The organism is Hephaestia caeni (assembly GCF_003550065.1).
In the GTDB taxonomy this organism is placed as follows: domain Bacteria; phylum Pseudomonadota; class Alphaproteobacteria; order Sphingomonadales; family Sphingomonadaceae; genus Sphingomonas; species Sphingomonas caeni_A.
Genome location: NZ_QXDC01000002.1, coordinates 1716749 through 1735652 on the forward strand (window position 1 = coordinate 1716749; position 18904 = coordinate 1735652).

Sequence of the window (18904 nt, forward strand, 5' to 3'; positions counted from 1 at the left end):
GCGCGGACGCGATTATTGATTGTTCTGGCGGTGGAGGAAACGCGGAATATCCAGCGCATCCTTGTCCTCGGCGGCATCCTCGCCGCGCGTCCCGCGGCTGACGCTCGACATGCGCTCGAACAATGTGCCGCCGAGCTTCACCTTGGGGGCAGGCGATGTCGCTGCCTCCCCTTTTTCGACGACCGGGCTGTTGCCCTCGCTCGCCGTGGCCACGCTCTCGCCCGCCGCCGAGCCGGCCGAGAGCCAGCGGCGGCGGTTGTTGGGCCGCTCGTTCGCCAACGCATCGGCCTCGCTGCCGCTCTTGGGCGCTTCCGGGACGATCGTATCGCTACCGAGCACCAGTTCGTCGTCAGCCGCCGTGATATCCGCGGTGTCGGACAGCGGATCGGCCGCCGTATCAGCGTCGCCATCGCGCACCGGCTCCTCCGCCGCGGCCTCGGCGGCAATCGGCGCTTCCTCGGTGATCGGAGCCTCCTCGACCGGCGAGTCGATCGCTTCGGCCGCCGGTTCGTCCGCCACCGGATCGGGCGCGGGGGCCGGCGCCGTCTTCTTCGGCGTCGAGAAGGAGAAGACGCGCGCGCTATCCTGCGCGGGCGGCTGGAGCGCGGCGTCGGCGTCGATCCCGGTGGCAACCACCGAAACGCGGATCTTGCCGTCGAGATCGGGATTGAACGCCGAGCCCCAGATGATGTTGGCGTCGGGATCGACCAGCTCGCGGATGTGGTTCGCCGCCTCGTCAACCTCGAGCAGGCGCATGTCCTCGCCGCCGGTGATCGAGATGATCACGCCCTTGGCGCCTTGCATCGACACGCCGTCGAGCAGCGGGTTGGCGATCGCCTTCTGCGCGGCTTCGAGCGCGCGGGCGTCGCCGTCGGCCTCGCCGGTACCCATCATCGCCTTGCCCATTTCCTGCATCACCGAACGGACGTCGGCGAAGTCGAGGTTGATCAGGCCGGGCATCACCATCAGGTCGGTGATGCCGCGCACGCCCTGCTGGAGCACCTCGTCCGCCATCTGGAACGCTTCCTTGAAGGTCGTGTTCGCGTTGGCGATCAGGAACAGATTCTGGTTGGGGATGACGATCAACGTATCGACGAACTTCTGCAATTCCTCGATGCCCGCATCGGCCGATTTGGCCCGGCGGCTACCCTCGAACGAGAACGGCTTGGTGACCACGCCGACCGTCAGGATGCCCATGTCACGCGCCGCCTTGGCGATGACGGGCGCCGCCCCCGTGCCGGTGCCGCCGCCCATGCCGGCGGCGATGAAGCACATATGCGCGCCTTCGAGCATCTTGGTGACGTCGTCGATCGTCTCTTCGGCAGCCGCGCGCCCGATTTCGGGCCGCGAGCCCGCGCCCAGCCCCTGGGTGATCTTGGCGCCAAGCTGGATCTTGCTCGACGCGCTCGATTGCTTGAGCGCCTGCGCGTCGGTGTTCGCGACCAGGAAATCCACCCCCTGGACCTCGGCGCGCATCATGTTCGCGATCGCGTTGCCGCCCGCGCCGCCAACGCCGATCACGGCGATACGAGGGGTCAACTCGTCGGCCTCAGGAGTGAGGAATTCGATGCTCATCGGTGTTCTCCGCCCTTCCCCGGCTACTCAGGGGATTCAACATGCCCGACGCCTTTTGCACTATGCGTTTCAGGGACTCTAGTGAAAACAGGGGCGCCGGAACACAAATCCTTAATAATTCGCTTTAACCGCAGCCATCAACCGCCTCACCGCACCCAACCCGCGCGGTTTGTGGATCATCTGGTCCGCCGGCACCGCCGATCGCAGGTCGATCGGGTCGCTCGCGGCGAAGAAGGCGAGTCCCGCCAGCGTCGAAAAGGCCGGCCCCGAATGCGCATCGGGCAGCGCCGTCAGCCCGCGCGGACGGCCGACCCGCACCGCGCGGCCCAGCGCCTGCTGGACGTAATCGGCAATGCCCTTCAACTCGGCGCCGCCGCCCGTCAGCACGACCTGCCGGCCGACCGGCCCATCGAAACCCAACGCCTTGAGCGCTTTCTGGATCTCGCCGGTCAACACTTCGAGCCGCTGGCGGATGACCGCGATCAGTTGTGCGCGCGTGATCCGCGATCCCTCGCCTTCGTCCTCGGCCGAGATCGGCGCGACGTCGATCATGTCGTGATTGTCGCGCGGGCTCATATTGGCCGAACCGTAGAAGCATTTCATCCGCTCGGCCTGCGCGCGCCGCGTGCCGAACGCGGAGGCGATGTCGTCGGTGATGTCGGCCGCGCCGATCGGGATCGATTGGAGCCCCACCAGCATCCCGCCCGCGAACAGCGAGACGTTGGTGATGCCCGCCCCCATTTCGACCAGCGCGACGCCCAGTTCGCGCTCCTCGTCCGAAAGACACGCCAGGCCGGTCGCGAGCGGCGCGGCGATGATCGACTTCACCTCGAGATGCGCCGAGCGGACGCACAGATCGAGATTGCGGACCGGCGATCCGTCCGCCGCGACGACATGGATATGCACGCCGAGGCGATCCGCGTGGAGCCCGAGCGGTTTCTTGACGCCGGTGAGACCGTCGAGCGTGTAGAGCGTCGGCTGGGCGTGGAGCACCATGCGGCCACCCGGATCGATCGATTCGCGCCCGGCATGGAGCAGTTCGTCGATATCCGCCTGCTCGATCCGGTGCCCGCCCAGTTCGACCTCGACGGAGGCAACGTCGGACACCAGCCCGCCCGCGGAGAAGCCGACCCAAACGTTCTCGATATTGATCCCCGCGATCCGCTCCGCCTGCTCGACCGCCTCACGCACCGCGATCTCGGTCGCGGCCATATCCGCGATATAGCCGCGCTTGACACCGCGGCTCTCGCGCTGGCCGGTACCGAGCACGATCAGTTCGCCGCCATCGGCCTTCTGCGCGATCATCGCCGACACTTTCGACGACCCGATGTCGAGCGTTGTGATCAGATCCTCGGGCGCTGCCTTCGCCATTCGACTTCCCCCTGACGCAACACGTTCAGCCGTCCTCGCCGCCCACGGGCGCGTCGGAGGCAATGGGCCTCGGCGACGCGGCCGGCGCGACATCGTGCCGTACCACCTCTCCCGGCTTGCGCGCGACCAGTTTCGTCGGATCGCGCATATCAAACCGCAGAAATCCCTTGCCGAGCAGCCGGTCGGCGCCATCAAGCTCGGCGAACTTGACGAGCGCGCGCGCGGCATCCTCCTCGGGCAGCGCGAGCGTCTCGCCGCTGTCGAACAGCAGGTTCCAGCGCCGGTTGCCGATCCACGTCGCGGCGCGGATGCGCGGGCGCAGCGCGGGCGCCGCATCGATCAGCGCCTGATAGGCGGGCGCCTGCCCGGCGGCGCCCTCGCCGATCAGCAGCGGCAGCGGCGGCATCGCCGCAGGCGACACCGGTTCCAGCAGCACGCCGTTCGCGTCGATCAGCGTCAACTGCCCATTATCCTGCCAGACCGCGGCGGGCGTACGTTCGTCGATCTGGATCAGCAGCGTGTCGGGCAGCCGTCGCGAGACGTGCGCGTCCTCGATCCAGCCGTAGCGCAGCAGCTTCTGGCGCACGTCCTCGAGATCGACGAGCGGCATCGCGCGCGATTGCTGGTCGAGCGCGACCGCATAGACCGTCATCTTGTCCATCCGCTTGAGCCCGGTGACCTCGACCTGCTCGACACGGAAGCCCGCGCGCCCAACGCCCTCGGCGATCGCGGCGCCGACCATGCCCGGAACGCCGATCCACGTCGCCGCGACGATCAGCACCGCGCTCGCGGCGAGCACGATCGCCCATGTTACCGTCCGCCGCAGCGTCTCCTCGCTGATCTGGAGCCATTCGAGGATGCGATCGCCGAACGAGCGCCGCGGCGGTTTCTGCACGCGCCGCTTCGCCCCACCACGCCGGGGTGGCGATCCGCGCCTGATCGTCCGGCTCACCGCGCCACCTCCGACAGTGCGTCGTCGACGATGCGCTGGACGAGGTCGGTGTAGGAGATGCCAAGATGCCGTGCCTGCTCGGGCACGAGGCTGAGCGGCGTCATCCCCGGCTGGGTATTCACCTCGAGCAGGAACAGCCCGTCCTCACCCTGGCTGTCATCCCAGCGGAAATCGGCGCGCGAGCACCCCTTGCAGCCGAGCAGCCGGTGCGCCTCGAGCGCGATCCGCTTGCACGCCGCGGCGATCTCATCGGGAATATCGGCGGGGAAGAGATGATCGGTGAGGCCGTCGGTATATTTGGCGTCGTAATCGTAGAAGCCGCTCTTGGGGCGAAGTTCGGTGACGCCCAGCGCCTGATCGCCCAGCACCGCCGTCGTCAGTTCGCGCCCGCGGATGAACGGTTCGGCGAGCAACTCATCGAATTCCTGCCACGGACCCTTCACATCATGGCCGATCGGGTTGCCGTAATTACCGTCGTCGGTCACGATCGCGACGCCCACCGACGAGCCTTCGTTGACCGGCTTCAACACATAGGGCCGCGCCAGCGGATCGGCTTCGTACAGATCCGCGCTCTTGACGATCCGCCCGCCCGGCATGGGAATGCCGTGCGGCACCAGCGTCTGTTTGGTGAGTTGCTTGTCGATCGCGACCACCGAGGTGGCGAGCCCCGAATGGGTGTAGGCGAGCCCCATCAGATCGAGCATCCCCTGCACCGATCCATCCTCACCGGGCGTGCCGTGGAGGGCGTTGAACACCAGATCGGGCTTTGCCTCGGCCAGGCGAAGCGCGACCTCGCGATCCATATCGATCCGCGTGACGCGATGCCCGAGGCTTTCGAGCGCATCGGCGATACCCGCGCCCGACATCAGCGACACCTCGCGCTCGGCCGACCAGCCGCCCATGAGGACCGCGATATGGCGGGGGGTCATGACAATGCCCCTTCCATCCCGGTGAAGGCCGGGACGGTAAGGATCGCGATGGCGAGGGAAAGGCTCATGCCGGCACCCCCACGCGCTGGATTTCCCATTCGAGACTGATCCCCGAATGCGCCAAGACCGTCGCGCGCACTTCCTCGCCCAGCGCCTCGATATCGGCGCTCGACGCGCCGCCGAGGTTGAGCAGGAAGTTGCAATGTTTCTCGCTCACCTGCGCGTCGCCGCGCCGCAGCCCGCGACACCCCGCGGCATCGATCAGCGCCCACGCCTTGTGGCCCTCGGGATTCTTGAAGGTCGAGCCCCCGGTGCGGCTGCGCAGCGGCTGCGAGGCTTCGCGTTCGGCAGCGATCCGATCCATCTCGGCGGCGATCACGGCCTTGTCGCCGGGCACGCCCGCGAACAGTGCCTCGACCACCACCGCGCCCGCGGGCAAGGCCGAATGGCGATAGGTATAGCCCAACCGCTCGGCGGGCCACGTCTCGACCGCGCCGTCGCGCGTTACCACGGTCGCTTCAATCAATATGTCGCTCGTGTCGCGGCCATAGGCCCCCGCGTTCATCCGCACCGCGCCGCCGACCGTGCCCGGTATCCCGCGTAAAAATTCGAGGCCCGCGATCCCGGCATCGCGCGCGGCGCTGGCGACGGTGATCCCCATCGCCCCGGCGCCCGCGCGGACGCGATTGTCGGGCTCGACCGACACTTTCGCCATCGCCTTGGGCAGCCGCACCACCACGCCCGGCACGCCGCCGTCGCGCACGATCAAGTTGGAGCCGACCCCCACCGGCAGCACCGGCGTATCGGACGCAAGCCCGGCCATGAACACCGCGAGATCGCGGCTATCTTCGGGCCGCACCAGCCATTCCGCCGGCCCGCCGGTGCGGAACCAGATGAAATCGGCGAGGCTGCCCTGATGCTCGGCCGAACCGCGCAGCGGCGGCAGGGCGTAACAGACGCTCATGCCGCCACCTCGGCGCGCGCCGCCTCGATCGCCGACGCAAGACCGGCGGCCCATTTGGTGATGTCGCCCGCCCCGAGGCAGATCACCATATCGCCCGGCTGGATCATCTCGGCGAGCCGCACCGCCAGCGCGTCGGCATCGGTCACGCCCGCCGCCGAGCGATGCCCGCGCCGCTTGAGCCCGTCGACCAGCGCCTGCGCATCGATCCCTTCGATCGGCGCCTCGCCCGCCGCGTAGACCGGCGCCACCAGCACGATATCGGCATCATTGAACGCGGTCTGGAATTCGCCCATCAGGTCGTGGAGCCGCGAATAGCGATGCGGCTGGACGACCGCGATCACCCGGTTCTTCGCCCCTTCACGCGCCGCCGAAAGCACCGCGCGAATCTCCACCGGATGATGACCGTAATCGTCGATCACCGGCACCGTGCCGCCGCCGATCGCCACCTCGCCCACCTTGGTGAAACGGCGCTTGACCCCGCCGAACCCGGCAAAGCCCTGTCGGATCTTCGCATCGTCGATGCCGAGTTCGAGCGCGACGCCGATCGCGGCGAGCGCGTTCTGGACGTTGTGGCGCCCCGGCATCGGCAGCTCGATCCCGTCGATCGTGCGCACGTTGCCGTCGCGATCGCGCACCGCGACATCGAAGCGGTTCGCGCCGCCTTCGGGGGTCACGTTGATCCCGCGCACATCGGCCTGCGCCGCGAAACCATAGGTCACGATGCGCCGATCGCGGATGCGCGGTACGATCCCCTGCACTTCGGCATGATCGAGGCACAGCAGCGCCGCGCCATAGAAGGGCACGTTCTCGACAAACTCGACATAGGCCGCCTTGACGTGATCGAAGTCGCCGTAATGATCGAGATGCTCGGGATCGATATTGGTGACGACCGCGATCGTCCCGTCGAGCCGCAGGAAGCTGCCGTCGCTCTCGTCGGCCTCGACTACCATCCAGTCCGACGCGCCGAGCCGGGCGTTCGAGCCATAGCTGTTGATGATCCCGCCGTTGATCACCGTCGGGTCGACCCCGCCGGCATCGAGCAGCGCCGCGATCATCGATGTCGTCGTCGTCTTGCCGTGCGTCCCCGCCACCGCGACGGTCGATTTGAGACGCATCAGTTCGGCCAGCATCTCGGCGCGCCGGACCACAGGGATGCGGCGTTCGAGCGCGGCTTCGACTTCGGGGTTACCGCGCTTGACCGCGGTCGAGACCACCACCACCGCCGCGCCGTCGACATTCTCAGGTCTGTGGCCGATCTCGACCGCGATGCCGTGATCGCGCAAGCCCTGGACGACATAGCCCTCGGCTACGTCCGATCCCTGCACGCGATAGCCGAGATTGTGCATCACCTCGGCGATGCCCGACATGCCGATCCCGCCGATGCCGACGAAATGGATCGTGCCGATATCGATCGCGACGCCCCTCATGCGTAGGCCGGCTTTCCGTCGGCGCCGGTCGGCAGCGGCACGCCGATCTCGCTCGCCCGCACGGGCCCGCCCAGCGTTTCGACCAGATCGGCGAGGTCGCGCGCGGCGTCGGGCCGCCCACAATCGCGCGCGCGCGCCGCCGCATTGGTCAGCGCCACCGGATCGAGCCCGAGCTTCTGCATCTGCTTGGCGAGTTCGACGGGCGTGAACTGGTCTTGCCGGATCGTGCGCGCGCCGCCCGCCTGCGTGATCTCCTCGGCATTGGCGGTCTGGTGATCATCGGTCGCTGAGGGCAGCGGCACCAGGATCGCGGGCCGCCCCGCCGCGGTCAACTCCGCGATCGTCGAGGCGCCCGCGCGCGCGATCACCAGATGCGCCCAGGCGAGTTGCTCGGGCATGTCGGGAAGATAGGTCGCGAGTTCGGCGGCGATCGACAGTTCGGCATATTTGGCGCGCGCGTTGTCGATATCCTCGATCCGCGCCTGATGCGTCACCTGCAACCGGCGGCGGAACGCAACCGGGAGCATCGACAGCCCATCGGGGACGACCTTGCTCAGCACGCTCGCGCCCTGGCTGCCGCCGGTCACGAGCACGCGGAAGATGCCGTCCTCCTCGATCACCGGATAGGGCCGATCGCGCAGCGCCAGCACCGCCTCGCGCACCGGATTGCCGACGAGGCGCACCTTGTCGGCATATTTGGCGTCGAGCCGATCGACCTCGGCATAAGAGGTCGCGACCGCATCGACCTTGCGCGCGACCAGGCGGTTGACCCGGCCCAGCACCGCATTCTGCTCATGAATCGCGGTCGGAATGCCGGCCTTGAACGCCGCCAGCAGCGCCGGAAGCGCGGGATAGCCACCGAAGCCGATCACCGCCTCGGGCTTGAAGGTGCGATAGAGTTCGCGCGCCATTGCGCGCCCGGCGAGAATATTCCGCCCCGCCTTGATCCAGCCGATCGGCCCGCCCGTCAACCGTCCCGCTGGCAGAACGTGCGTCTGCACGCCTTCGAACAGGCCCGGAAAGCGCACCCCACGTTCGTCGCTCACCAGCGCGACGCGGTGGCCACGCCGGGCGAGTTCGGCGGCGAGGGCGGCGGCGGGGACCATATGGCCGCCGGTGCCGCCGGCGGCGAGGACGAAATGGCGTTCGCGTGTCATGCCCCACTCCATCGCACGCTATAGGGCGATCGCGTCAAGAACGGATTGCGCCGCGTGAACGCGAGCAGCAATCCCATGCCGATCGACAGCGCGATCATCGACGATCCGCCATAGCTGATGAAGGGCAACGTCATGCCCTTCGAGGGCGCCATGCCGGTATTGACGAGCATGTTGATCATCGCCTGTGCGCCGAACTGGATCGCGAGCCCCGCGGCCGCGAGCAACCGGAACTCGTCCTGTTCGTCGAGCAGCTTGACGAACACCCGCGCCACCAGCGCGACGAACAGCAGCGCGACGATCGCACAGCTTATCAGCCCGAATTCCTCGCCGATCACCGAGAAGATGTAGTCGGTGTGTGCCTCGGGCAGGCGGAATTTCATGATCCCGCCACCCGGCCCCGTCCCGAACACGCCGCCGCCGGTCAGCGTCGCGTGCGCCATGTCGGTCTGGTAATGATCGATCATCTGGTTGGGGTCGGCGCTCGGGAACAGAAAGGCGTCGATCCTGAGCCGCGCGGTATCGTAGAACATATACGCCGCGACCAGCCCCACGGGTACGCAGCCGATCAGCGCCCCCAGCAGCCGCATCGGCGTGCCCGCGATCATCAGCAGCGCCAGCCACACCGCCCCGAAGATGATCGTCTGGCCGAAATCGGGTTCGAGCATCAGTAGGAACCCGATGCCGCCGGTCAGCAGCAGCGTCAGCGGCAGCACCGGCAAGTCCTTTTCGCGCGCGCGCAGCGAGAGCAGCCAGGCGATCGTGACGATGAAGAACGGCTTGAGGAATTCGGACGGCTGGAACTGCCCGATCCCGACCGAAAACCAGCGCCGCGCGCCGTTCACCTCGGCGCCGATGAACGGCACCGCCATTAGCAGCGCCACGCACACCGCGCAGCCGATCAGCGCGAGGCGCTTGGCGGTCTGGACGGGCAGCATCGAGACGAAGAACATGACCGGCAGCGAGATCGCGACCCAGGCGAGCTGGCGCCAGAAATAGTAAAGCGGCGCGATATGATGGGTGTCGCCCGAATAGCGCACCGCGCTCGCCGGCGACGCCGCCGCGACCGCGATCAGCCCGATCGCCATCAGGCACAGCGCGATCAGCAGCAGCACGCGGTCGATATCCCAGAACCACATCGCGAGCGGGGTGGCATCGCCGCGCCCCGCGCGCGGCTTCATCCGCGTCCACAGCCCTGCGCGCGTCACGCGACCATCGGTCATGTCAGCCCCTCCACGGCGTCACGAAACGCGTCCCCACGCGCTTCGTAATCGCGAAACTGATCGAACGAGGCACAGGCGGGCGACAGCAATACCGTATCGCCCGGCATCGCGGCCCGATGCGCGCGCGCGACCGCGACGTCGAGCGTGCCGCTTTCGTCCACCGCCATGTGCGGGCGCAGGATCTCGGCGAAGCGCGGCCCCGCCTCGCCTATCGTATAGGCGCGCGCGATGCGATCGAAATAAGGCGCGCAGGCGTCGAGATCGTCCGTTTTGGCGCGCCCCCCCAAAATCCAGTGGATACGGTCGAACGCGCCCAGCGCGGGCGCGACGCTCTCGGGGTTGGTCGCCTTGCTGTCGTCGACATAAGTGACGCCCGCCACCACGCCGACACGCTGCATCCGGTGCGGCAGGCCGGTGAAGGTCTTCAACGCCTCGCTGATCACCTCCTCGGGAACGCCGAGAGCTTCGCACGCCAGAATGGCCGAGATCGCATTTTGCGCATTGTGCGGCCCTTGCAGGGTTGGCCAATCCTGTTGTGTGCTCAAATGATCGCGGGAAGCGGTCTGCCCGTGCTCATCGAAGGCGCCCCACAGGTCGTAGGGGTCCTCCACATTATCGTCGTAATTGGACCAGAACTCGCATGGATGGGTTTCAAACAGCGTACGATATAGCGCTTCACCAACCGGCACATGCCAATTCAGCACGCCGATGTGCGGCGGACGCATCATTTTGAACAACCGCAACTTGGATGCGCGATAGGCGCTGAAATCCTTATACCGGTCGAGATGGTCCGGCGTGATGTTGAGCAACACCGCGACATCGCAATCGAGGCTCCGCGTCAGATCGATCTGGTAGCTCGACAGTTCGAGCACGTAGACGCCGCCTTCGGGCAACGGCTGCTGTTCGAGGATCGGCAGCCCGATATTGCCGCCCATCAGGCTGGGGATACCCGCCGTCTCGAGGATATGGTGGATCAGCGCGGTCGTCGTCGACTTGCCGTTGGTGCCGGTGATCCCGACCACCTTGTGCGGCGGCAGTCCGGCGCGCGCCTCGGCGAACAGCTCGATATCGCCGATGATCGGCACGCCGGCCGCACGCGCCTTCGCCGCGAGCGGATGGCGGTTGATGGGCACGCCGGGCGACACCACCAGCGCGTCGAAGCCTGCAAGGTCGATCGTTTCGAGGTCGGCAAACGCAAAAGCCCTCTCCCCTTCAGGGGAGAGGGTTGGGAGAGGGGAAATACCGGACGATGCGTTTGTAGCTTCCCCTCTCCCCGGCCCTCTCCCCTGAAGGGGAGAGGGAGAAAGAGCACCGCGCCGCGCCGCGTCGCTGTCCCACGCCACCACTTCGGCGCCCGCTGCCAGCAGCGCCCGTACGCTCGCCTGCCCCGACCGCGCCAGCCCGAGCACCGCATAGCCTCTGCCGCGCCAGGCGGGGCTGGTGATCATCTCAACTTGAGCGTCGAGAGCCCGGCGAGCGCGAGCACCAGCGCGATGATCCAGAACCGGATCACGACCGTAGGCTCGCTCCAGCCGAGCTGTTCGAAATGGTGGTGGATCGGCGCCATCTTGAACACGCGCTTGCCGGTGCGCTTGTAGAAGAACACCTGGATGATGACGCTCAGCGCCTCGACGACGAACAGCCCGCCGATGATCGCGAGCACGATCTCGTGGTGCGCCGTCACCGCGATCGCGCCGAGCGCGCCGCCCAGCGCGAGGCTGCCGGTATCGCCCATGAACACCGCCGCTGGCGGCGCGTTGAACCACAGGAAGGCGAGTCCCCCGCCCACCATCGCGCCGCAGAAGATCGCCAGCTCGCCCGCGCCCGCCACATGCGGGATGCCGAGATAGGTGGCGAACTTCACGTTGCCGACGAGGTAGACGATGATCATGAACGCGACCGACGCGATGATGACCGGCATCGTCGCCAGCCCGTCGAGCCCGTCGGTGAGATTCACCGCATTGCCGAACGAGACGATCACGAACGCCGCGAAGGCGACGTAGAACCAGCCGAGATCGATCGACACACCGGTGACGAACGGTAGATAGAGATGCGTGCCGTTCTGGAGCACGATCAGATAGCTGGCGATACCGGCGACGGCGAATTCGCCCAGCAGCCGCATCTTGCCGGAAACCCCCGCGCTGCTCGCCTTCCTGACCTTGTCGTAATCGTCGAGGAAGCCGATCGCGCCGAAGCCGAGCGTCACGCACAGGCACGCCCAGACGTAGGGATTCTTGAGATCCATCCACAGCAGGATCGAGAGCGTCAGGCTGGTGAGGATCATCAGCCCGCCCATCGTCGGCGTGCCGCGCTTGGCGAGGTGCGATTGCGGGCCGTCGCTGCGGATCGGCTGCCCCTTGCCCTGGCGCACGCGCAGCCAGCCGATGAACCGCGGCCCGATGATCAGGCCGATGAACAAGGCGGTCGCCACCGCCCCGCCCGAACGGAAGCTCAAATAGCGAATGAGGTTGAGGACACCCGGAAAGCCGAGATGTTCCGCGATCAGATACAGCATTACAGTTTCCCACCCGCGAGCGCGTCGATCACGCTGGCGAGCCCCACCCCGTTCGATCCCTTGACGAGCACCGTGTCGCCGGGCGCCAGCATTGTCGCCAGCCGATCGCGCGCGGTTGCGGCGTCGGCGACATGGACGAATTCGATGCGGCCCTCAAGCGCGTTTGCAAGGCTCGCCATCGCCTCGCCGACGAGCAGCACCGATTGGGCGCCCGACGCCAGTACCGGCTCGACCAGGTCGGCATGGTAGGCATCGCTTTTGTCGCCCAGTTCGCGCATCTCGCCCAGCACCGCGAGCTTGCGCGCCGCCGGTTCGGCAGCCAGCACCGCCAGCGCCGCCCGCATCGAGGCCGGGTTGGCGTTATAGCTCTCGTCGATCACCAATATCTCGCCGCCGTCGACGCTGGCGGCAAAACGGGCGCCGCGCCCCGGCAGACCGCCGAGTTCGGCCAGCGCGAGCCCCGCCATCGCAAGGTCGCCGCCCGCGGCCTGCACCGCCGCCAGCACCGCGAGGCTGTTCGACACCCAATGCGCGCCGGGCTGCGCCAGCGTATAGCTCAGTTCCTCGTCGCCCAGCCGTGCGGTGACGAAGGTGCCGCCGGTCGCCGTGCGCATCGTCTCGATCGCCTGCACGTCGGCGCCGCGTGTCAGCCCGAACGTCACGATGCGCGCGGCATGGGGCGTCGCCGCGCCGATCAGGCGGTCGCGATGCGGGCTGTCATAGGGAATGATCGCGGTGCCGCCCGGCTCTAGCCCCGCAAAGATCTCGCCCTTGGCATCGGCGATCGCGGCTTCGTCGGGGAAGAACGCCGTGTGCGCGGGCGCGATCGCGGTGACGATGGCGATGTGGGGGCGCACGAGCCGGGTCAGCGCGGCAAGCTCGCCGGCATGGTTCATCCCCATCTCGAACACGCCGAACCGCGTCTCACGCGGCATCCGCGCGAGACTGAGCGGCACGCCGACGTGGTTGTTGTAGCTCTTGAGCGACCGGTGCGCGCAGCCCGGCATGGGCCGATCGAGCGCGGCGAACAACGCCTCCTTGGTCCCGGTCTTGCCGACCGAGCCGGTGACGCCGATGATCGTCGCCCCGGTGCGCGCGCGGCCCGCGCGGCCGAGATCGTCGAGCGCCGCAACGGTGTCCGCCACCAGCACATGCGGGTGCGGGGTCGTCCTGCCGACCACCGCACCCGCTGCTCCCCGCTCGGAGGCCGAATCGAGATATTTGTGTCCGTCGGTCGTCTCGCCCTTGAGCGCGACGAACAGGTCGCCCTTGCCCACTTCGCGCGAATCGAAGGTGACACCGTTCGCGGCGAAATCCAAGGAAGCGGTGCCCCCCGTCGCGGCGGCGATCTCGGCGGAGGTCCAGAGGCTCATCGCGCCGCCTCGCGCGCAACGGTCACGTCGTCGAAGGGCAACACGAGATCGCCGACGATCTGCCCCTGTTCGTGCCCCTTGCCGGCGAGCAGGACGATGTCGTCGGGCCCGGCCAGCCGGATCGCCTCGACGATCGCCGCGCGCCGGCCGCCGATCTCGATCGCGCCGGGCGCGCCCTTCAGGATATCGGCGCGGATCGCCGCCGGCGCCTCGGTGCGCGGATTGTCATCGGTGACGATCACGAGATCGGCATGCGCCGCGGCCACGCGCCCCATCGCCTCGCGCTTGCCGACATCGCGGTCCCCGCCTGCGCCGAACATGACGATCAGCCGGCCGGTCGCATGGGGTTTGAGCGCGGCGATCGCGGCTTCGATCGCGTCGGGTGTATGCGCATAATCGACATAGACGGGCGCGCCGCTGCGCGCGATCACCGCGCGCTCGAGCCGCCCACGCACCGGCTGCAACCGGGCGAGACTGGCCAGCGTCGGCGCGACCTCGCCGCCGGTCGCGATCACCAGCCCCGCCGCCGTCAGCGCGTTCGCCGCCTGATAGGCCCCGATCAGCGGCAGGTTGATCTTGTGCTCGCACCCCGCGGCCTCGACGATCAGCCCTTGCCCCAGCAGCGTGGGCGCGCGTGAGACGAGCCTCAGCGTCTCGCCGTGGACCCCGACGCTGATGATCGGGTTGCGCCGTTCGCGCGCCAGATCGATCACCCGCGCCGACTGGGGATCGTCGGCCCACACCACCGCGGTGCCGTCGGGATCGAGCACTTCGGAAAACAGGCGCAGCTTGGCGGTGAAATATTCCGCCATATCCTTGTGGTAATCGAGATGGTCGCGGCTGAGGTTGGTGAACGCCGCCGCGCGCACGGGCAGGCCCTCGGTGCGATATTGCGACAGGCCGTGGCTCGATGCTTCGAACGCGAGATGCGTCACCCCCTCGCGCGCCAGCCCGGCGACATTCGACAGGAAAGTGACGATGTCGGGCGTGGTCAGCCCGGTCGAGACGCTGTCGTTGGCAGTGGCGACACCGAGCGTTCCGATCGAGGCGGCGTGATGCCCCGCCATCCGCCACAATTGCCGCGCCATCTCAACCGTGGAGGTCTTGCCGTTGGTGCCGGTGACGGCAATTGTCGTCTCCGGGAACGGTGCGAAGAAGCGCGCGGCAAGCCGGGCGAACGCCGCGCGCGGATTGTGGTCGGCGATGTGGATCGCGCCCTCGACGTGCGCTTCGGGTCGCGCGACCACCGCGATCGCGCCGCCCGCGATCGCCGCGGGAATGAAATCCTCGCCGTTGACGCGCGTGCCCTGGAACGCGCCGAACACCGTGCCCGGCGCCACCTTTCGGTGATCGATCGCGAAACCGGTGACGGTGGCGGCGTCGCCAGTGCCGGTGAGCGCGCCGAGCCTCACTGGCCTGCCGCCGCCTTCTCGGCGGGCGATTGCCATAGCAGCGGCAGCAGTTCGGAAACGTCGATGTCCTTGCTCATGTCGGGGATCACACCGAGTTGCGGCCCGATGCGCTGGATGACCCGCGCCACCGCGGGCGCCGCGTTCCAGGCGGCCGTGGACCGACCATAGGTTTCGGGAAGCCCGTGCGGCGCGACCAGCGTGGCGACCACGACATAGCGCGGATTGTCCATCGGGAACGCCGCGGCGAAGGTCGAGACGTTGCGGTGGCGGGAATAGCCGCCGACATCGGCCATCTCGGCGGTCCCGGTCTTCGCGCCGACGCGGAAGCCCGGCGCATCGCCCTTGCGCCCGGTTCCCTTCATCACGATCAGCCGCAGCAACTGGCGCATCCGATAGGAGGTCGACGGCTTGAGCACGCGGCGGCCCTGCACGGCATGGCCGGGTGGCACTTTCAGCAACGTTGCCGGGCGCCAGATGCCGCCGTTGACGAGCGAGGCATAAGCGTTCGCCAGATGCAGCGGCGTCACCGCGATGCCGTGACCGTAGGCGGTGGTCATCACCGTCGTGCGCGCCCAATATTTGGGCCACAGCGGCGTCCCCTTTTCCAGCAGTTCGATATGCGGCTTGGTATCGAAGCTGAGCCGGCGGAACATCGCCTGGATCCGCTCGGCACCGAGTTCGTCGGCGATCCGCGCGGTGGCGATATTGGAGGAGTAGATGAGCGTCTCCGGGATGTTGAGCCAGCGCCATTGTTCGTCGCCGGGATCATCGTGGATCGTATACCGGCCGACCTTGATCGGCTTGGTCGCATCGAAGCGCTTCGACATCGACGTTTCGACCCCCATGTCGATCGCGGCGGCGATCGCGATCGGCTTGAAGGTCGATCCCAGCTCGTAGACACTCTGCGTTACATTGTTCCGCAATTCATCTTCGGTCGCGTCGGCGATATTGTTGGGGTTGAAGTCCGGCAGCGACACCATCGCCAGCACTTCGCCCGTATTCACGTCGAGCACGACCCCACCGCCGGCAAGCGCCTGGAACTTGGTGACCGCCGTGCCCAGCTCGCTTTCCATCGCCGCCTGCACGCGGGTGTCGAGCGAGAGCGCCACCGGCTCGCCGCGCATCGCCGGATCGAGCAGCCGCTGATCAAGCGCGCGCTCCATGCCGCGCGCGCCATGCCCGGAAAACTCGATGAAGCCCAGCGCGTGCGCCGCCATCGTCGATTGGGGATAAAGCCGCTCGGGCTCACGATCGAACACGATTCCCGGCTCGCCGAGCGCATTCACCTGTTCGACCAGATCGGGCAGCGCACGGCGCTGGATATAGGTGAAATTCACATCGCGGTGGAGCAGGCGCGAGAAATAGGCCGTGTCATGCTCGGGGATCAGATCGGCGAGTTCGCGCGCAAGTTCGTCGCGATCGCCGATGATCCGGTTGGGATGCACGCCGATCGACCAGGCATCGATCGTCCGCGCCAGCGGCTCGCCGTTGCGATCGACGATATCCGCGCGCAGCGGCACGAGCGCCGCCGCGGCGTCGCGGCTCGTCGCCGGCTCGGTGAAGGCCGCGAGATAGATCAGCCGTGCAATGATCAGCACCGCGCCCGCCGCGAACAGCATCAGCAGCATCACCAACCGCTGATGCGACGTGACGACCAGCGCGTGACGCTGTCCGGTCAGCCGCCGTTGCGGCAGCGGCCGGGCGATGAGGATGCTCAACGCGCCCTGCGTTCTGCGCGTGCGCCCGCCATGATGTCGCCCAGGGTCGAATCGCTCAGCAGCTTGCGGTCGAGCATCGCCATCGCCTCGGCCTTGGCGCGCGCCGGCGCCGCCTTGGGCTTGGCGGCGTCCGCATGGGGAGCGGCGACCTTCGCGACGCGGGCCGGCGCCGCGTCTTCGGTCCTCGCGCGGGCCACCGCCTCGGGCGCGACGGCCACTGGGGCGTTCGCGGCCATCACGATCGGCGCCGGCCGCGCTTTAACCGGCGCAGGTGCGGTATTGCGCAGCGGCGCAGCAGTGGGGATCACGAGCTGCGCGGTCTGCACCTCGGCACCGCCGGGACCGTTGAAATCGAGCGACGCGAGTTGTGCCTCGCTCGACACGAACTGCGCCGATGTCGGTGCCGACAACGCCAGCACCTCGCCGTTCCAGCGCTCGAGCTGGGCAAGGTTCGAGCGCGCCGAGAATTCGGTCTGCAACGACCGGATGTCGCGCCGCGCCTGGGTGATCTCCCTGCTCATATCCTCAAGCTTGTTGCGCTCGGTCGCGACCTGCAACGAGATCAGATAGAAGCCGAGCGCGCCGATCACGCACGCCAGGAACCAGCCCATGCCCTTCAGCCGATGGGTTGCGGTCATGCTGCTTCTCCCGTCCAGGCGGCGTTCGCGGTCCGCCGCGCCACGCGCAATGTTGCCGAGCGCGCGCGTGGGTTGCGCTCGATTTCGCCGTCGCTCGCCCGCACTGCCCGCCCCACGCGCTCGAAACTCGGCGCGGGCGCCGCTTGCGTTTGCGGCAAGTGGCGCGAACCACCCGGCGCCGCGCCGCTGCGGATCCGCAGGAAGCGCTTCACCAGCCGATCCTCGAGGCTGTGGAAGGTAACGACCGCGAGCCGCCCGCCGGGCTTGAGCACGCGCTCCGCCGCCGCCAGCCCGTCGGCAAGTTCTTCAAGCTCGCGGTTGAGGTGGATGCGGATCGCCTGAAAGGTGCGCGTCGCCGGGTCTTTCTTGTCGTGCGGCTTGTGGCCGAGCGCCTTGCGCACCACCCCGGCAAGCGCCGCCGTGCGCGTGATCGGCCGCGCCGCGACGATCGCGCGCGCCACCCGGCGCGACTGGCGCTCCTCGCCGTAGAGATAAAGCACGTCGGCAATCTCGGCCTCGTCGGCCGTGTTGACGAAATCGGCGGCGGTGGGGCCGTCCTGGCTCATCCGCATGTCGAGCGGCCCGTCCGCCTGGAACGAGAAGCCCCGATCGGCACGATCGAGCTGCATCGAGGAGACCCCGATATCCATCGTCACGCCGTCGACCGGCGCGAGGTCGCGGGCTTCGATCTCATGGTCGAGCGCGGAGAAAGGGGCTTCGACCAGGATCAGCCGGTCGCCGCTTTCCGCCACCAGCGCCCGCCCTTCGGCGATCGCATCGGGATCGCGATCGAACGCGATGACCGTCGCGCCCGCCGCCAGCATGGCGCGCGTATAGCCGCCCGCGCCGAAGGTCGCGTCGACATGGCGCTCACCGGGGGCGATGGCGAGCGCGTCGACAACCTCGTCGAGGAGAACGGGGATATGCGGGGCGAGCGCGGTCACAGCGCGATCCCCTTTTCGGCCATGAAGAAGCGCGCCGCGCGCTTCTGCACGTCGGTCGCGGTGGGGCATTCGATCAGCGTCTTGGGGTTCCAGATCTCGAAGAAATCCATCACCCCCCAAAAAAAGGCGAAATTGACGATGCCGGCTTCGAAACGGGGAAAAGGGGGCAGGATGAAGCGGCCGCTGCCGTCGAAGGGCACCGCCTCCGCCGCGCCCGAGCCGCGCCGCTTGATGTTGTAATCGACCTCGCCGTCGGCGTCGGTATGCGCCAGTTCCCGCGCCGTAAGCCGTTCCTTGAGTTCGGTCACATACGAAAGATCGTAGCCGATCAGGCAGGTTTCCTTGGGATGCGTCGAGATGATGACGCGGCGAACGTCCTTGCCGTTAGCGTCTGCGGGGGTGTTGACCTCGATCGTGGCGCGCAGGGCAGCAGGGATGGCGACGCGCCCCTTGTCGTCCACCTGCGCCAACCCGTAGCCCTGATAATTTCCCCGATCCAACACGCCCACCTCAACCAGCGACACGCGACCCGCCTTCCGAAAATCGGCCGTCGCCGCGCGCCCTCTGTTGGAAAATGCATATCAGGGGTCAATCGGGGTGCCAAGGGGATTATTGGGGATTTTACGGTTCAAGCGCGGTCGATGGAGGTGTTTGATCATAGATTCACGAATTGTTCTCGAGGGCACGATCAGCGCTCGCCGCCGCGTCA

The 18904-nt window shown here is 67.7% G+C and carries 16 protein-coding genes; all 16 read right to left on the reverse strand.

Annotated elements, in window-relative coordinates; translation table 11 throughout:
- Window positions 1–12: 12 nt before the first annotated feature.
- The 16 genes from ftsZ to DFR49_RS08020 all read right to left on the reverse strand — a co-directional run bounded on the left by ftsZ (window position 13) and on the right by DFR49_RS08020 (window position 18719).
- The gene (ftsZ, locus tag DFR49_RS07945) at window positions 13–1575 is read right to left on the reverse strand and encodes a cell division protein FtsZ (RefSeq protein WP_119035072.1); all 1563 of its coding nucleotides are present in this window, start codon (window positions 1573–1575) and stop codon (window positions 13–15) included.
- A gap of 111 nt (window positions 1576–1686) precedes the next feature.
- Window positions 1687–2946, reverse strand: coding sequence for a cell division protein FtsA (gene ftsA / locus DFR49_RS07950; RefSeq protein WP_119035073.1), 1260 nt, complete (start codon window positions 2944–2946; stop codon window positions 1687–1689).
- Between the two features lie 25 nt (window positions 2947–2971).
- On the reverse strand, window positions 2972–3841 hold the full coding sequence (locus DFR49_RS07955) for a cell division protein FtsQ/DivIB (protein WP_245968289.1): 870 nt from the start codon (window positions 3839–3841) through the stop codon (window positions 2972–2974).
- 53 nt (window positions 3842–3894) lie between these two features.
- Complete coding sequence (locus tag DFR49_RS07960) at window positions 3895–4827, reverse strand: D-alanine--D-alanine ligase (RefSeq protein ID WP_119035075.1); 933 nt, start codon at window positions 4825–4827, stop codon at window positions 3895–3897.
- A gap of 64 nt (window positions 4828–4891) precedes the next feature.
- On the reverse strand, window positions 4892–5791 hold the full coding sequence (gene murB, locus DFR49_RS07965; RefSeq protein WP_119035076.1) for a UDP-N-acetylmuramate dehydrogenase: 900 nt from the start codon (window positions 5789–5791) through the stop codon (window positions 4892–4894).
- The gene (gene murC / locus DFR49_RS07970; RefSeq protein ID WP_119035077.1) at window positions 5788–7218 is read right to left on the reverse strand and encodes a UDP-N-acetylmuramate--L-alanine ligase; all 1431 of its coding nucleotides are present in this window, start codon (window positions 7216–7218) and stop codon (window positions 5788–5790) included. The genes murB and murC overlap by 4 nt, the downstream gene beginning before the upstream one ends.
- Entirely contained in the window at window positions 7215–8375 is a 1161-nt protein-coding gene (gene murG, locus DFR49_RS07975) for an undecaprenyldiphospho-muramoylpentapeptide beta-N-acetylglucosaminyltransferase (protein ID WP_119035078.1), read from the reverse strand. The genes murC and murG overlap by 4 nt, the downstream gene beginning before the upstream one ends.
- On the reverse strand, window positions 8372–9595 hold the full coding sequence (ftsW, locus tag DFR49_RS07980; RefSeq protein ID WP_119035079.1) for a putative lipid II flippase FtsW: 1224 nt from the start codon (window positions 9593–9595) through the stop codon (window positions 8372–8374). Before ftsW ends, murG begins: the two co-directional genes overlap by 4 nt.
- Window positions 9592–11043 carry a UDP-N-acetylmuramoyl-L-alanine--D-glutamate ligase gene (gene murD, locus DFR49_RS07985; RefSeq protein WP_119035080.1) on the reverse strand — a complete coding sequence of 484 codons (1452 nt, stop codon included), beginning with the start codon at window positions 11041–11043 and terminating at the stop codon, window positions 9592–9594. Before murD ends, ftsW begins: the two co-directional genes overlap by 4 nt.
- Window positions 11040–12110 (reverse strand): phospho-N-acetylmuramoyl-pentapeptide-transferase, encoded by a 1071-nt coding sequence (mraY, locus tag DFR49_RS07990; RefSeq protein ID WP_119035081.1) that lies wholly within the window; start codon window positions 12108–12110, stop codon window positions 11040–11042. Before mraY ends, murD begins: the two co-directional genes overlap by 4 nt.
- Complete coding sequence (locus DFR49_RS07995; RefSeq protein WP_119035082.1) at window positions 12110–13483, reverse strand: UDP-N-acetylmuramoyl-tripeptide--D-alanyl-D-alanine ligase; 1374 nt, start codon at window positions 13481–13483, stop codon at window positions 12110–12112. The genes mraY and DFR49_RS07995 overlap by 1 nt, the downstream gene beginning before the upstream one ends.
- Window positions 13480–14895, reverse strand: coding sequence for a UDP-N-acetylmuramoyl-L-alanyl-D-glutamate--2,6-diaminopimelate ligase (locus DFR49_RS08000; RefSeq protein WP_119035083.1), 1416 nt, complete (start codon window positions 14893–14895; stop codon window positions 13480–13482). The genes DFR49_RS07995 and DFR49_RS08000 overlap by 4 nt, the downstream gene beginning before the upstream one ends.
- A complete protein-coding gene (locus tag DFR49_RS08005) occupies window positions 14892–16613 on the reverse strand; it encodes a peptidoglycan D,D-transpeptidase FtsI family protein (protein WP_211325821.1) in 1722 nt (573 codons plus the stop codon). Before DFR49_RS08005 ends, DFR49_RS08000 begins: the two co-directional genes overlap by 4 nt.
- Complete coding sequence (locus DFR49_RS08010) at window positions 16610–17251, reverse strand: hypothetical protein (RefSeq protein WP_119035084.1); 642 nt, start codon at window positions 17249–17251, stop codon at window positions 16610–16612. The genes DFR49_RS08005 and DFR49_RS08010 overlap by 4 nt, the downstream gene beginning before the upstream one ends.
- The gene (gene rsmH, locus DFR49_RS08015; protein WP_245968290.1) at window positions 17248–18195 is read right to left on the reverse strand and encodes a 16S rRNA (cytosine(1402)-N(4))-methyltransferase RsmH; all 948 of its coding nucleotides are present in this window, start codon (window positions 18193–18195) and stop codon (window positions 17248–17250) included. Before rsmH ends, DFR49_RS08010 begins: the two co-directional genes overlap by 4 nt.
- Complete coding sequence (locus tag DFR49_RS08020) at window positions 18192–18719, reverse strand: division/cell wall cluster transcriptional repressor MraZ (RefSeq protein ID WP_119035086.1); 528 nt, start codon at window positions 18717–18719, stop codon at window positions 18192–18194. The genes rsmH and DFR49_RS08020 overlap by 4 nt, the downstream gene beginning before the upstream one ends.
- Window positions 18720–18904: the final 185 nt, after the last annotated feature.

Coding starts and splice junctions, on each gene's coding strand:
- DFR49_RS07995 (WP_119035082.1), bottom strand. CDS start 13,483: ATGAGCCTCTGGACCTCCGCCGAGATCGCCGCCGCGACGGGGGGCACC.
- DFR49_RS08010 (WP_119035084.1), bottom strand. CDS start 17,251: ATGACCGCAACCCATCGGCTGAAGGGCATGGGCTGGTTCCTGGCGTGC.
- murD (WP_119035080.1), bottom strand. CDS start 11,043: ATGATCACCAGCCCCGCCTGGCGCGGCAGAGGCTATGCGGTGCTCGGG.
- murG (WP_119035078.1), bottom strand. CDS start 8,375: ATGACACGCGAACGCCATTTCGTCCTCGCCGCCGGCGGCACCGGCGGC.
- ftsZ (WP_119035072.1), bottom strand. CDS start 1,575: ATGAGCATCGAATTCCTCACTCCTGAGGCCGACGAGTTGACCCCTCGT.
- DFR49_RS07960 (WP_119035075.1), bottom strand. CDS start 4,827: ATGACCCCCCGCCATATCGCGGTCCTCATGGGCGGCTGGTCGGCCGAG.
- murB (WP_119035076.1), bottom strand. CDS start 5,791: ATGAGCGTCTGTTACGCCCTGCCGCCGCTGCGCGGTTCGGCCGAGCAT.
- mraY (WP_119035081.1), bottom strand. CDS start 12,110: ATGCTGTATCTGATCGCGGAACATCTCGGCTTTCCGGGTGTCCTCAAC.
- ftsA (WP_119035073.1), bottom strand. CDS start 2,946: ATGGCGAAGGCAGCGCCCGAGGATCTGATCACAACGCTCGACATCGGG.
- murC (WP_119035077.1), bottom strand. CDS start 7,218: ATGAGGGGCGTCGCGATCGATATCGGCACGATCCATTTCGTCGGCATC.
- ftsW (WP_119035079.1), bottom strand. CDS start 9,595: ATGACCGATGGTCGCGTGACGCGCGCAGGGCTGTGGACGCGGATGAAG.